Annotated in this window: 16 protein-coding genes and 1 tRNA gene; 11 read left to right on the plus strand and 6 right to left on the minus strand. The window is 64.6% G+C overall.

From position 1 onward, the window contains the following. Window positions 1–26 precede the first annotated feature (26 nt). Window positions 27–1,271: a glutamate-5-semialdehyde dehydrogenase gene (locus EV644_RS41250; protein WP_132196690.1), complete on the plus strand. Its 1,245-nt coding sequence runs from the start codon at window positions 27–29 to the stop codon at window positions 1,269–1,271. Here the strand turns inward: EV644_RS41250 and EV644_RS41255 are convergent. Further along, entirely contained in the window at window positions 1,243–1,962 is a 720-nt protein-coding gene (locus EV644_RS41255; protein WP_132196692.1) for a 4'-phosphopantetheinyl transferase family protein, read from the minus strand. The genes EV644_RS41250 and EV644_RS41255 overlap by 29 nt on opposite strands. Further along, the gene (locus tag EV644_RS41260) at window positions 1,959–2,606 is read right to left on the minus strand and encodes a PadR family transcriptional regulator (protein ID WP_132196694.1); all 648 of its coding nucleotides are present in this window, start codon (window positions 2,604–2,606) and stop codon (window positions 1,959–1,961) included. Before EV644_RS41260 ends, EV644_RS41255 begins: the two co-directional genes overlap by 4 nt. 65 nt (window positions 2,607–2,671) lie before the next feature. Between EV644_RS41260 and EV644_RS41265 the strand changes: the two genes are divergently transcribed. Further along, window positions 2,672–3,565 carry an alpha/beta fold hydrolase gene (locus EV644_RS41265; RefSeq protein WP_132196696.1) on the plus strand — a complete coding sequence of 298 codons (894 nt, stop codon included), beginning with the start codon at window positions 2,672–2,674 and terminating at the stop codon, window positions 3,563–3,565. Here the strand turns inward: EV644_RS41265 and EV644_RS41270 are convergent. Further along, on the minus strand, window positions 3,554–4,003 hold the full coding sequence (locus EV644_RS41270) for an Lrp/AsnC family transcriptional regulator (RefSeq protein ID WP_132196698.1): 450 nt from the start codon (window positions 4,001–4,003) through the stop codon (window positions 3,554–3,556). The two genes, EV644_RS41265 and EV644_RS41270, sit on opposite strands and share 12 nt — an antisense overlap. A gap of 144 nt (window positions 4,004–4,147) precedes the next feature. Here EV644_RS41270 and EV644_RS47390 point away from each other — a divergent pair, with 144 nt between their 5' ends. From EV644_RS47390 to EV644_RS41295, 7 genes are all read left to right on the plus strand, one after another. After that, window positions 4,148–4,276: a hypothetical protein gene (locus EV644_RS47390; RefSeq protein WP_255511470.1), complete on the plus strand. Its 129-nt coding sequence runs from the start codon at window positions 4,148–4,150 to the stop codon at window positions 4,274–4,276. 79 nt (window positions 4,277–4,355) lie between these two features. Then, on the plus strand, window positions 4,356–4,514 hold the full coding sequence (locus EV644_RS45805; protein WP_199234833.1) for a hypothetical protein: 159 nt from the start codon (window positions 4,356–4,358) through the stop codon (window positions 4,512–4,514). Between the two features lie 18 nt (window positions 4,515–4,532). After that, on the plus strand, window positions 4,533–5,153 hold the full coding sequence (nadD, locus tag EV644_RS41275; RefSeq protein ID WP_132196700.1) for a nicotinate-nucleotide adenylyltransferase: 621 nt from the start codon (window positions 4,533–4,535) through the stop codon (window positions 5,151–5,153). A 25-nt stretch (window positions 5,154–5,178) separates the two neighbouring features. Beyond that, window positions 5,179–5,586, plus strand: coding sequence for a ribosome silencing factor (rsfS, locus tag EV644_RS41280; protein ID WP_132196702.1), 408 nt, complete (start codon window positions 5,179–5,181; stop codon window positions 5,584–5,586). Beyond that, on the plus strand, window positions 5,583–6,227 hold the full coding sequence (locus tag EV644_RS41285; protein WP_132196704.1) for a histidine phosphatase family protein: 645 nt from the start codon (window positions 5,583–5,585) through the stop codon (window positions 6,225–6,227). Before rsfS ends, EV644_RS41285 begins: the two co-directional genes overlap by 4 nt. A 223-nt stretch (window positions 6,228–6,450) precedes the next feature. Then, window positions 6,451–6,526, plus strand: a tRNA-Ala gene (locus EV644_RS41290). Between the two features lie 704 nt (window positions 6,527–7,230). Then, entirely contained in the window at window positions 7,231–7,407 is a 177-nt protein-coding gene (locus EV644_RS41295) for a hypothetical protein (RefSeq protein ID WP_199240323.1), read from the plus strand. Here EV644_RS41295 and EV644_RS41300 read toward each other — a convergent pair. After that, a complete protein-coding gene (locus EV644_RS41300; protein WP_132196706.1) occupies window positions 7,404–8,321 on the minus strand; it encodes a hypothetical protein in 918 nt (305 codons plus the stop codon). The genes EV644_RS41295 and EV644_RS41300 overlap by 4 nt on opposite strands. A gap of 277 nt (window positions 8,322–8,598) precedes the next feature. Beyond that, window positions 8,599–10,242: a DUF6119 family protein gene (locus EV644_RS41305; protein WP_158293088.1), complete on the minus strand. Its 1,644-nt coding sequence runs from the start codon at window positions 10,240–10,242 to the stop codon at window positions 8,599–8,601. A gap of 622 nt (window positions 10,243–10,864) precedes the next feature. Here EV644_RS41305 and EV644_RS41310 point away from each other — a divergent pair. Continuing rightward, entirely contained in the window at window positions 10,865–11,452 is a 588-nt protein-coding gene (locus EV644_RS41310) for a GNAT family N-acetyltransferase (protein ID WP_132196710.1), read from the plus strand. 387 nt (window positions 11,453–11,839) lie between these two features. Here the strand turns inward: EV644_RS41310 and EV644_RS41315 are convergent, their stop codons facing one another. Then, window positions 11,840–12,082: a site-specific integrase gene (locus EV644_RS41315; RefSeq protein ID WP_132196712.1), complete on the minus strand. Its 243-nt coding sequence runs from the start codon at window positions 12,080–12,082 to the stop codon at window positions 11,840–11,842. 108 nt (window positions 12,083–12,190) lie between these two features. On the opposite strand from EV644_RS41315, the gene EV644_RS41320 reads away from it, so the two are divergent. Beyond that, complete coding sequence (locus EV644_RS41320; RefSeq protein ID WP_132196714.1) at window positions 12,191–12,502, plus strand: nucleoside triphosphate pyrophosphohydrolase family protein; 312 nt, start codon at window positions 12,191–12,193, stop codon at window positions 12,500–12,502. Window positions 12,503–12,800 lie beyond the last annotated feature (298 nt).

Raw genomic sequence — 12,800 nt, forward strand, 5'->3', positions numbered from 1 at the left:
GTGGGAGGTCGCCCTACGATGATGAGGTGAGCGAGATCATCGAGTTGTGCCGGCGGGCCCGGGAGGCCTCGTACGCGTTGTCGGCGGCTTCCCGCGCGACCAAGGACGCGGCGCTGCACGCCATGGCGGCAGCCCTGCGCGCGAACACCGAGCCGATCGTCGCGGCGAACGCGAAGGATGTCGTCGCCGCGCGCGAAGCCGGTACGCCGGAGTCGACCGTGGACCGGCTGGCTCTCGACCCCAGCCGGGTGGACGCGATGGCCGCCGGGCTCGAGCAGCTCGCCGGCCTGGTGGACCCGGTCGGCGAGGTCGTCCGCGGCTACACGCTGCCCAACGGCCTGGAGCTCCGCCAGGTGCGCGTGCCCTTCGGCGTGGTCGGCATCATCTACGAGGCCCGCCCGAACGTGACCGCCGACGCGGCCGGCATCTGCCTGAAGTCCGGCAACGCGGTCCTGCTGCGCGGCTCGTCCTCCGCGGCCGGGTCGAACGCCGCGATCATCGACGTACTGCGCTCCGCCGCGGCCGAGGCTGGACTGCCGGCCGACGTGGTCCAGGGCGTGCCGGGCGACCGGGCCGCCGTGAAGGAACTCATGCAGGCGCGCGGGCTCGTCGACGTGCTGATCCCGCGGGGTGGCGCCGGGCTCATCCAGACGGTGGTGTCGGAGTCGACCGTGCCGGTGATCGAGACAGGCGTCGGCAACTGCCACGTGTACGTCGACGCCGACGCGGACCTGGACCTCGCGCTCAAGATCCTGCTGAACGCCAAGACCCAGCGGCCGAGCGTGTGCAACGCGGCGGAGTCCCTGCTGGTGCACTCCTCCGTGGCCGACGACTTCCTGGCCAAGGCTCTGCCGGCGCTGGCCGAGGCCGGTGTGACGGTGCACGGCGACGCCCAGGTTGTTGCTGCGGGCAATGACATCCTGGTGGCCACCGACGAGGACTACGGCAAGGAGTACCACTCGCTGGACCTCTCCGCCGCCGTGGTGGATTCGCTGGAGGCGGCGGTCGAGCACATTCGCAAGTACAGCTCGAGTCACACCGACGCGATCATCACCCGGTCGCAGGCGGCCGCGCGGCGGTTCGTCCAGGCGGTGGACTCGGCGGCCGTGGTGGTCAACGCGAGCACCCGGTTCACCGACGGCGGGGAGTTCGGGTTCGGCGCGGAGATCGGGATCTCGACGCAGAAGCTGCACGCCCGCGGGCCGATGGGGCTGCCCGAGATGACCTCGACGAAGTACGTCGTCATCGGCGAGGGACAGATCCGGAGCTGAGCAGCGGGCCCGCGTCGATCGAGCGCACGTCGGGGATTTCGTCCGACAGCACGGCCAGCGCGGCCGCGTAATCTTGTCCCGCCGGAAGATCCACCAGCCGGACGGGTCCGTCGTAACCGGACCACTCGAGCAGCGCGGCCGGGTGATCGGGCGCGCTGACGATCACCTTCCGCAGATCGGCCCGGATCCCGTCACCCGTCGCCTTCACGACCGCCTCCTTGCGAGTCCAGTACTGCGTGAACGCCCGCGCCCGCTCGGCTGGTTCGACTTCGGTTAGCTGATCCGCCTCCACCTCGGAGAGGCTGACCGCGGCCAGGGAGTCCGCCTCGATGGTCGGATCCACCAGTTCGACGTCGACGCCGACCGCAGTACGGGGATGGAAGGCGACGGCGACCAGGTCGCCGGAGTGCGACACCGACAACTGCATTCCGTCGGTCGCGACTTTCCCATGCGGCCGGCCGCAGTCCGGGCACGTTCGATCCAGCCGCACGTCGGCAGGCGGTACTTCCAGATCTCGTCCGAGCACTCTGCGGATCACCGCGGCGCCCAGCAGGAAACGCGCCTTGTCCTCATCCCTGGTGTACGCCGCCAAGCGGCCTCTTTCGGCGGCATCCAGGTCTGCGGCCAACTCCGGCCGAGCATCGCGGACCCGCGCCCACCAGATCTCGACGGCCTGCGGGCCACTCGTCATGCCATCGCCTGATCGGTGCCGGTCTGATCGGTGCCGGCCTGATCGGTGCCGGCTTGGCTGGGGCGAAGGGCGGCCTGCCAGGTGAGTGAGCCGGTCCGCAGGTCGTCGAGCAGGGCTTCGATCCAGCGCACCTCGGCCTCGGTGATCGCCCGCTGGTACTCGGTCTCGATCAGCGCCACCCGGGGGACCGGCGCGCCTTCGTACTCCGACGCGAGGTCGGCCTCGAGTTCGGTGATGCGCTGCGCGAGGTGGTCACGGCGTTCCTCGAGGAGCCCCGTCGCGGCCTGCGGAGTCAGCAGCATCACGAACGACAAGGCGGCCGGGAACTCGGGGAACTCGTTGCGCGGGGTGGCGACGATCTCCGCGAGCCACTGCCGTGAGGCTTCCCGGCCGGGTTCGGTCAGGTGGTACGTGGTGCGCTCGGGGTACCGCTCGTCCCGCTCGGTGTCGCCGGCGGCGATCAGCCCGGCGTCCTCGAGCCGGACGATCATCCGGTAGAGGCTCGTGCGCTGGCCGACGTTGACCACCTGGTCCTTGCCCCACTGCTTGATCAGCCGCTGGATCCCGTACGGGTGCATCGGCCCGTTCTCCAGCAGGCCGAGGATCGCGAGCGCCAAAGGTGAACGGCGGAAGGTCGGCTGCATGGCAGCAGTCTAGAGGTCAGAGAAACTAGTTGCAATGTAACTAGATCACATGTAACTATCGGTCCATGAGAAAACCAGACCTTGAAGAACTGACCCAGGGATCGGTGACGTCCCGCGATGGCACCCGGATCGGCTACTTGAAGACCGGCCGAGGACCGGCGGTCGTAGTACTGCACGGCAGCATGGAATCGGCCCGCAGTCACACCCTGCTCGCCCAGGCGCTGGCGGACGACTTCACCGTCTACCTACCGGATCGGCGTGGGCGGGGAATGTCCGGTCCGCATCGGCCCGACCACAGTGCGCGCACCGAGGTCGAGGATCTCGAGGCTGTCCTGGCCGAGGCCGGGGGCGACCTGGCCTTCGGGGTCAGCGCGAGCGGCGCGATCGTGCTGGAGGCCGCGCGGACGCTGCCGATTGTGCGCAAGGTGGCTGTGTACGAACCCGCCCTGGTCGCGGACGCGGCTCCGCACGCGGCCTGGTTGGCCCGCTTCGACCAGGAGATTGCTCAGGGCAACGTTGCCGCCGCGATGATCACGAGCATGTACGGCTTGGAACTGGCGCCGCCGATCTTCAAGGTGATGCCGCGCCGGCTGCTGGCGTCGATCACCGAGAAGATGATGAAGAAGGAGGATCGGCAGGCGGGACCTGACGACATCACCCTGCGCAAGCTGGCGCCGACCGTGCACTACGAGGGCGCGCTGATCGTCGAGCTTGCCGGTCGGTTCGACGAGTTCCGCGAGGTTGCGGCCGACGTACTGGTTCTCGGTGGCAGCAAGGGGCTGCCCTTTCTGAAGCCTGCTCGCGATGCGCTCGTCGAGGTGCTGCCGCGCGGTCGCCGGATCGAGTTCGACGGCCTCGACCACGGCTCGTCGAGCGACCCCAGCCCGATCAACTCCACCGGTAGCCCGGAGGCGGTGGCCCGGATCGCCGCTGAGGTCCGCTCGTTCTTACTCCGGTAGGGGAGCGGGGCGTGCTTCCCAGCGGGTGGAAAGGACCACGGTCGTCCGGGTCCGGACCACGCCGTTGACGCGGCGGAGGCTGGCAACGACCTCCTCCAGGTGGCCGACGTCGGGGACGCGGACCTTGACCACCAGTTCCTGATCGCCGGCGACGAACCAGCAGTCCTCCACGGCGGGGATCTGGCGGACCCCCTCGACGATGTCGTCGGTCTCCACGTCGTCGCGCTGGAACAACCCGACCAGCGCGCTGGTGCCGAGCCCCACCTGCTCGGGCGCGACCACAGCGCGGTACCCGAGCAGTACGCCGCGTTCCTCCAGCCGCTTGACGCGCTCCTGGACGCTCGGGCCGGACAACCCGACCTCGCGGCCGAGCTCGGCCCAGCTGGAGCGGCCGTTCGCGCGTAGCGCCTCGACCAGTTGCCGATCGATCGCGTCCATGTGTTCCCCTCCGTTTACCGCAGATTCGTAGGAAGATCAGCTGATCTGCCTTTAATTCGTTTGTGTAGTAGCAGGACGCGTCATATAATTTCAAGTGTCGGAGCCGCCCGCTCCGACGCTCCGGTACAACCTTGTGAAGGAATCATGATCACCCCCGAAGTCGCCCGTGCCCACATCGACGAGAGGCGCCGTGTCGCCGCGATCCATCAGCGCGACCACATCGGCCCCTCCGCCTGGCGCCGGCTGCTGACCCGCTACATCCGGCACAGCTGACACCACTCCCGCGCGACCGGCAGGCCACCCGGCCCACCGGTCGCGCTTGCGTAGGCCGGCAAGAGATAGGCTCTGCCTCATGCTTTCCCTCCTCCTGCCGCAGTTGGCGGCCACCGAAGACGCTGCCGAGAAGGCCGCGCACATCTCACCGTGGTGGTACGGCGGGTTCGCCCTGGCTGTCCTGGTCGTGATGCTGCTCATCACCTTGATCATGGGCAAGGGCCGGCCGCACAGCTGAGCGGCGGAACGAGCTGACGTGGATTCCCCGGAACGGGTGCGACCCGGTCGCCGCCTGGGTGTGATGGGTGGCACCTTCGACCCGATCCACCACGGTCACCTGGTGGCGGCCAGCGAAGTACAGGCGTACTTCGACCTCGACGAGGTGATCTTCGTCCCGACCGGGCAGCCCTGGCAGAAGTCGGAGCGGCAGGTCTCGCCGCCTGAGGACCGGTACCTGATGACGGTGATCGCCACCGCCTCGAACCCCCGGTTCTCCGTCAGCCGGGTCGACATCGACCGGCCCGGGCCGACGTACACGATCGACACGCTGCGCGACCTGGCCGAGCTCTACCCGGACGCGGAGCTGTTCTTCATCACCGGCGCGGACGCGCTGGCCCAGATCCTCACCTGGCGCGACGTCGACGAGATGTTCAAGCTGGCCCAGTTCGTCGGCTGTACCCGGCCGGGGACCGAGTCGCTCGAGCTGCCGCTGGACAAGCTCCCGATGGACCGCGTCACCCTGCTCGAAGTACCGGCCCTGGCCATCTCGTCCACCGAGTGCCGGAAACGGGTCGCCAAGGGCAACCCGACCTGGTATCTGGTTCCGGACGGGATCGTCCAGTACATCGCCAAGCGCCAGCTCTACACCAACCACTAGAAGGCCGACTATCAAAGGACTAGGCATGCCTGCCACCGAACGCGCCATCGAGCTGCTCACCGCGGCAGCCGAGGCGGCCCACGACAAGAAGGCCGAGAACGTTCTCGCGTTCGACGTCTCCGAGCAGCTCGCCATCACCGACGCGTTCCTGGTCGCCTCCGCCTCCAACGACCGCCAGGTCCGCGCGATCGTGGACGCGATCGAGGAGAAGCTGCGGGTCGACTTCGACGCCAAGCCGGTCCGCCGGGAGGGCGCGCGCGAGGGTCGCTGGGTGCTGCTGGACTACCTCGAGGTCGTCATCCACGTGCAGCACGACGAGGAGCGCAGCTTCTACTCGCTGGAGCGCCTGTGGCGCGACTGCCCGATCATCCCGCTGCCGTCTCCCGGTCCCGGCGCTGCCGACGCTGCCGGCACCTCTTCCGCGGTCGAATGACCGCGGGGCGGCTGATCGTCTGGCGGCACGGCCGGACCGAGTGGAACCTGCAGGACAAGATCCAGGGCCAGGCCGACATCCCGCTCGACGACGTCGGCGTCGCCCAGGCCCGCGCCGCCGCCTTGCGGCTGGCGTCCTTGGCGCCGACGCGGCTCTTCTCCAGCGACCTTCAGCGCGCCGTCGCGACCGCCGGTGAGCTCGCCGCCCTGACCGGCCTCAAGATCGAGTACGACGAGGCGTTGCGCGAGATCAACGTCGACGACTGGGCCGGCATGACGATGGAAGAGCTGGCCGCGATCCACCCGGAAGCAGCCGCCCGCATCCGTTCCGGCGAACCCCAGCGGCGCGGTACAGCCGGCGAAACCGTCGAAGAGGTAGCCGAACGCTTCGCCCCAGCCCTGGCCCGGGCCGTCGAGCACGGTGAACCCTCCGACACCGTGGTCGTAACCACCCACGGTCTAGCAGCGCGGGTCGGCATCTGCCTCTTCCTGGGTATCCCCAAGGCCCACTGGCCCGCGTTCGGAGGCCTCTCCAACTGCAACTGGATCTCCCTCCTCCCCGGCCGCCACGGCTGGCGAATCGAAGAATGGAACGCCGGCTCCCTCCCCGAACCGGTCATGTCCGACGACCCCCAACGCTGACCTGCAGAGGGAAGGTGCTGGGCGGGTTGGGTGTGCCGTGGACGTCTGTCTCAAGATCACAACAGCAACCCCAAACTGCTCGCCCATCTACCACTCCAACACCCCGATCAGCGCCTCCAACCCAGCCATCCCAGACGTGCTCCTGCTCACCCCCAGCCCCACCCCACCCGATTTTTCTTTGCGGCCCCCCATCCGCTAAACTTCCGGAGTCGCAAGACACCGCGGGGCTTTGGCGCAGTTGGTAGCGCGCTTCCATGGCATGGAAGAGGTCAGGGGTTCGAATCCCCTAAGCTCCACCAGAAGTATCAGCAGGTCAGGAGGCACTTTCGCCCCCTGACCTGTTCTCGTTAGAGCGGTCAGTGGGAGAGATTTGGGAGAATCGCTCTCCTCCCACCAACTTGGCGGCCTGCATCGCCGCTTCTTGCTGAGCATTCTCGATGGTGTCCTTGATCACGGGCACCCAGGAGAGGAGCTTCTGCCGCTCGTCCTCCTCAAGACAAACCCCTCCAGGGCCCGAAAGGCGCGCCGCCACCACAGGACCGGGGGAGCGGGGCAGCCTCCGGCTCCTCGCCTAAGGGCTCGTCGGCCCCGTCCCCCGTTGGCTTGGCACGCACGTGCCAAGGGTGCCGGTCGAAGACAGCAGAACTCGCCATCAACGATCCGACACCCTGTCGGTGGTCCCACTCGCAAAGGCCGGCCACCCGCGGCCGTGGACCAGGCAGCCTGCCGTCTCACCTTTGCTACCGCATCGTCCCGCTAGCAATCATGGAAGGGACGGTCCGGCCCGGCGCGCGTGAACGGCGCCTCCGGCGTCGCTTCGCGATCGAGCAAGCTCGCCCCTGGACCCGCACCGATCCGAACCTAAGGTCGGCAGCTATCGGGACGATCCGGCAGGACTGCCCGCGCGCTTGACACGTAACCGTCAAGAGCATCCTTAGTGCCTGTTCCTGAACCTCATGGCCGGGCTGCGGCGTGGCCCAGAGACGGGCCGTACCATGGCCCGATGATCTTCGCTCCTGGTCGATCGATCGCCCGCCGCGACGTCCACCGCAACGGGATGATCGCCGCGGTGGAGACCGCGCGGGTCGTGCGCGACGACGCGGAGGCGCTGCTCACCTGGACTGCGTCCGGATCGGACTGCATGCTGCGCGGCACTCGGGACGGCGCGTCGATGCTTTAAGTTGTCTCTTCGGCCGCATTGACAGAACCCGCGGGGGTTGGGGGCGCAGGACGGGATGGTTCCAGCTGCGCCCGTCCTGTTCTGGCGTTGCCAACAGAGATCTTGAGCTGGGGCACGGCGTGGACCAAGGCCAATACAGCGGGTAGTGCACCGAGCATGGTGAACGCTGCGATTGCCCAGATGAGACCTGTCGGCGCTGACAGCCATTGGACTGCCGTCGGCGTCATGATCGCGGTCGTCCCCACCGAACCGACTACCGCGTAAGACACCGTCCAGAAGATGGCGAATGTAAGGAAACGCTCGCTGGGCTCTGGTGAGCGCCGCTTGCGATATCTGGATGCGCCTAACATCGCGGCAAAAATGACCATGTAGACAACGGCGTACCAGTTTAAGCCCGATGGAGCCCGGTCTCCGAGGCCGTACACAAGAAAGTCAACTGCCGTGATGGCAACGAACGCCCCGATGGAAAACGCCGTGCCGTAAAGAACAAACTGTGTGAAGAGTTCGAGAGTGCGTAACTCGTTCTGGAGCCTCTTCGCCTTCTTCCCAGTTGAGACCACGGCAGTCGCCAAAAGCCACGAGATGCCGGCCAGGATGGCGACGCCGCCGAGCCCGAGTAGGCCACTCGCGATGAGCCCTACTGACCTGGACCGTACGCACAACGCGGGCGCCGGAGAGTCGCCGGTCATGGCGGCAAAGAGGTAGCTGTCCAGGGCGAGCGTAATGAAGCCTGCCAGGAAGAGACTGAGTGTCTGAACCTGGTTGTTCGCGACTATGGGGCGACTGAGCAGCATGACAATGCCAGCAAAGACAAAGCCAGCCAAGACGCCAGCCAATTGGCTAAGAGCGGGTGCAGTCTCAAGGAAGCTCCAGTCAGCATCTGCGCAACTCGCAACAAATTTCTGCGGCACCATCGCCCCCACTAATTGGACTTATCAGCGACCTGGATGTCGCCCCCGTGGCCAAGGTATGGCTGCGGAGTTTGCGTATGAGTCATTGCTTTGTCACTAGCAGCAACGTTGCATGGACGACTTGAACGCGACGGGCTGGCAGTAGCCCGGCGCTTTCATGGCGTGTGGTTGTGCGGACGTGACTGAACAGTGGGCACCATCGGCGCGATCACGCATCTCAAGTAGCCGCAGGGTTCGCCGCGACTTCCGCATCTTGGCATAGAAACAGATGCATCAAGGTTCACTCTGGCTTCTTCCGCGCCTTCCGGGGTCTCCGCACCTTCTCTTTTCCGCTTCTATCCACTCCATCTTTGACGAAGCCACAGAATACCGGAACCTCCATATTGTCCAGGGTTCTGAGGCTTCGGCGTAGGGATATCTTCGAGAACAGCGGCAAGTTCTTTGACTTCTCGCTTGCCTCTTTGTTAGTGATGATGGCATACATCACAGAGTAGCGTCGTTGAGCGACCGCTTCCTGGCATTCAATTACGGGGTCATTGGGTTTGCTCTGCGATTTGATCAGTTGTTGCAGCTTTGTGCGTGAACGGGCTTCGCTCTTGAGCAGTTCCGCCGAGTTTGCCCCCTGGTTGAACAGATGGCTAAGCTCGCGCGCGCTTGTCCCAATCTTCACATGTATTAACAATGCTCGCTCATCCCGCAATGTGAGCAGATCGCAGGGCTCGACGTTTGTCGCGCCGCTCGGACTGATGTCTTTCGTATCGAGGCAGATGATGCCAGGAGTCTTTGCGGTCTCTTTGTTGTAGTCACCTTCTAGATGCTCCGCGCAGTCGCGTAGGTCAAGCGTCGTGATCTTGGCATCCAGATACGACGTCAGTTCCTCCAAAAACTGTCTGTCGACGCGGTACCAACTGCCGTCCACGCAATGGTAGACGGCGGTATCGCCTTTAAGCGTCGCCTCGTAGACGAAGCATCGATGTGCAGAGAATCCCTGGCGCGGCTCATTCTCCCCATTGATTAACCTTGCTCGATGTCTTTGCAAGGTCTCGTATGTGAGAGTTGAGAAGTCAAAGGAATTGTCATCGAGATAGTCGTAATACGCATCAATGGAGATGCTGTCATACCTTTGACTCGTGCCCTCGCCAGTGAAGTCCGCGAAAAGTTCATCTCGATAGTCGACAATATCCGGCACAGCCATCGATACGTTGGCCGATCTGGACCTAATCGCCTCTACTAATGCAAGGTTCAACTCGCCAACTAGTGGCGGGTCCTTAATGGGCTGAATATTGCGAATACTTGGGAATCTGGTCCTGTATGCATCGCTTTCGTATAGGCCTACGAGTTCTCCAAGCAAGTCCTTCAATGAATCCGGATCCACAGGGGAGGTTATCCTCAGACTATTCGAACCGGTAGCGCTGCCGATTTTCCCCTTATGTTCCGCGCGTACTTTGCCCGCGAGTGCCTTGAGGATCGTTGAGTCGCTGTCAACGTCGAAGAATGTCAGATCGGAGTCACTGGGCATTTGAGTGCGCTGACGCCTCGCCGAGTCGGCCGAAACGGCGTCGGTATTCTTAATCTTGTCTGGATCGATGCAGTTCAGAGTGACTCTCAAGCCAAAGTCGTATTCGTAGCTTTCTTCTCGCAAGTAGTTATAACTGCTTCCAAATGACACTGCAAAATTCCGCCCCGCAACTTCGATGAATACGAGGGATCCTTGGAATTCCTGAAGAAGTTTATCGTTTAGTTTGAAGTATTCCTTCCACCACGGTGGTTTTGCTGTGCCCTTCAGGATAAAGACCTTTTGAACGCCTGCGGTGGGCTTTCCTGGATGACTCTCTTCTAGCTTGTGGCCAGCGGTCAATGCGTTCGATGCGTCGTACGTTTTCTTTAGTAGATAGATTGAAAACGAATGTGTTTTGCGAGCCATGGTCCCCCCTAGGACTGATTGACATGCATCCCCAGGGCCTGAGTGTGCCAGTGCACGTACGCACAGTGAAGGTCTGAGGCGCTTACAGGGTGTCATCGCTGCATGCGTGGGCGGTGTTAGTGACGATTGGATCAGTGGGTGAACCGACCTTGGCCAGGACGGCGGCAGAGCGCCGAGTCCGGGGCGCAGCAGAAGGCAGCGAACCTCCTGACACGCTCAGAGACTCGTTGCGCGGCCCAAGAGGCGCTCGACCACCCCGGGACGAGTTTGGGAGTGGCCGGGACGGCGGATCCGCACTCGCACCGAAGAGGTCATCTGGACTAGAGGCGACGCCGGAGCGAGTGTCTAACTTGAGTGACAACCGTCGTGTGTCGGCTCGGACGGCCACGGACTGCGCCGGACTCGCAGTCATAGGCCACATGGGGTGGCGGGAGCGCCTGGTGTGAATGGCATGGAAGAGGTCAGGGGTTCGAATCCCCTAAGCTCCACCGCAGGTCAGAGGCCGGATTCCCCTTCGGGAGGCCGGCCTCTTGCATGACCTGAGTGACCACCGGTTTCGGGGCAGGATCTCGTCCATCGCTACCGGACGCAGAACGTCCGCAATCGGGGGTACGTTGTCGGCATGTCCGACTTCACAATGAAGGCGCTCACGCCGGAGACGTTCGACGACTTCGCCGCTCTCGTCGAGCGGAACAAGGGCATGTTCGCCAGTTGCTGGTGTACGCATTTCCATCCCGACTGCGCGGAGAAGGGCCAGACCGCCGAGGGGAACCGGGCGCTCAAGCAACGTCTGGTGGCCGACGGGATCGCACACGCGGCGCTGGTCTACGACGGCGACCGGGCCGTCGCCTGGGCGGAGTACGGATCACCCGAGGAGCTGCCCAACATCCAACACCGCAAGGAGTACGTCGCCACTGCCGAGCGACTGCCCGACTACCGGGTCACCTGCATCCTGGTCGAGCGCGGCTTTCGCGGTCACGGCCTGGCGGCGATCGCCCTGCGCGGAGCGGTCGAGCTGATCGCGCAGGCCGGCGGCGGCCTGGTCGAGGGCTACCCGCACGACACCGGCGGGGTCCGGAAGAAGAACTCCTCGTTCCTCTACAACGGCACCCGCACGATGTACGAGCGCGAGGGCTTCACCTACGACCGGCACAAGGGCCTGGGCAACTGCGTGATGGTGCGCGAGGTCGCCCCGAGCAGGCGCGACTGAACCGGTCCCTCGCTCCACGCGGAGACGACGGCTACCTGGCACCGCGCCGTCTCTACGAGTCGCTCGGCTTCTCCACGATTGCGCGTACGTGCACACTCTCGTGGGGACCTTTGGCGAGCTCTCGCGACTGATCCGCAAGCCGCACGCCCACCGGTCCCTTAGACCCAGCGTGGACGGCAGCCGGCCGATGACCGATTGGGAATCCCCTTCTGGGGCAAGGTGGCTAGCCCAGCCGTCGAGCGTGAGCATGCTGCGGTTCGACCGTCGTTCGGTGGTCAGGTGTGAATGGCATGGAAGAGGTCAGGGGTTCGAATCCCCTAAGCTCCACCGCAGCTCAGAGGCCTTTCCCGACTGGGAAAGGCCTCTTCTTCTGTTTGACCCGGGAGGCTAAGACTCCAGTTCCTGCCTGTGGTCGTCCATCTGCTTGAAGATCTGATCCATCGTCGCGGCCCCTCTCGTCATCACCGGTCGCAGCTCGTGCCGGTAGACTTTCTCGGTGACGTTGGTGCTCACGTGGCCGACCAGGCGCGATATGTCCTCGATCGGTACTCCGCTGCTAGACAGCAGCGAGACGAAGCTGTGCCGCAGCTCACGAGTACCCCCGAGTGACCCCTGTTGACCGTTTCTCATCGCACGCTGATCGCACGACCGCTGTCAGGTGAGCTACTCAGTACGAGTGGGGTTTCGTGCGCACCTCGGGGGCATGGCCCGGGCGCGATGAGGCTAGGGTCTACCGGCATGGATCTTGCAACCTTGCAGGCGCGTGCTGTTGCAATCAACGAGCTGTATGACCGCTACAACGTAGCTGCTGGTCGTAGCGCGTGGACTACCGGCGATCTTGCGCTTGGCTTCGTAGGAGATGTGGGAGATCTCGCCAAGCTCGTCATGGCTGTCGACGGCCGTCGTGAGATTGAGGACGCCCGCACGCGGCTGGGCCACGAGCTTGCAGACTGCCTTTGGTCGGTGCTCGTTCTCGCCGACCGGTACGGAGTCGACTTGGGTGCAGAGTTCACGCACATGACCGGCGACCTGGAGGCCAAGCTGAGCTGAGGATCGCGATCGCTTTCGAGCCGGCGCCGATGCTGTCTATCGCGGCGTGTTCACCATCGTGTTCGACGATGCGAACTCCGAGACCGCCACACCCAGCCAGCGCGGCGCACATCAAGAGTCGGCTTGCCGATCCCGTAGGGACGCCTCTGGCGCTCTTGATGTGGGTCGTGGTGGCTGCGTACGATCGAGCGGCCGGGGGACGGCCCTGCGTGTCAGGGTCAGTTGAGGCCAGCGGCTCGTAGCAAGTCCGCTTCTGCAGGGCGAGATTTTGGATGTTGAAGAGATGGCTGGTTCTGTT

Origin of the sequence: Kribbella orskensis, from assembly GCF_004342085.1 — a bacterium.
Classification (GTDB): domain Bacteria; phylum Actinomycetota; class Actinomycetes; order Propionibacteriales; family Kribbellaceae; genus Kribbella; species Kribbella orskensis.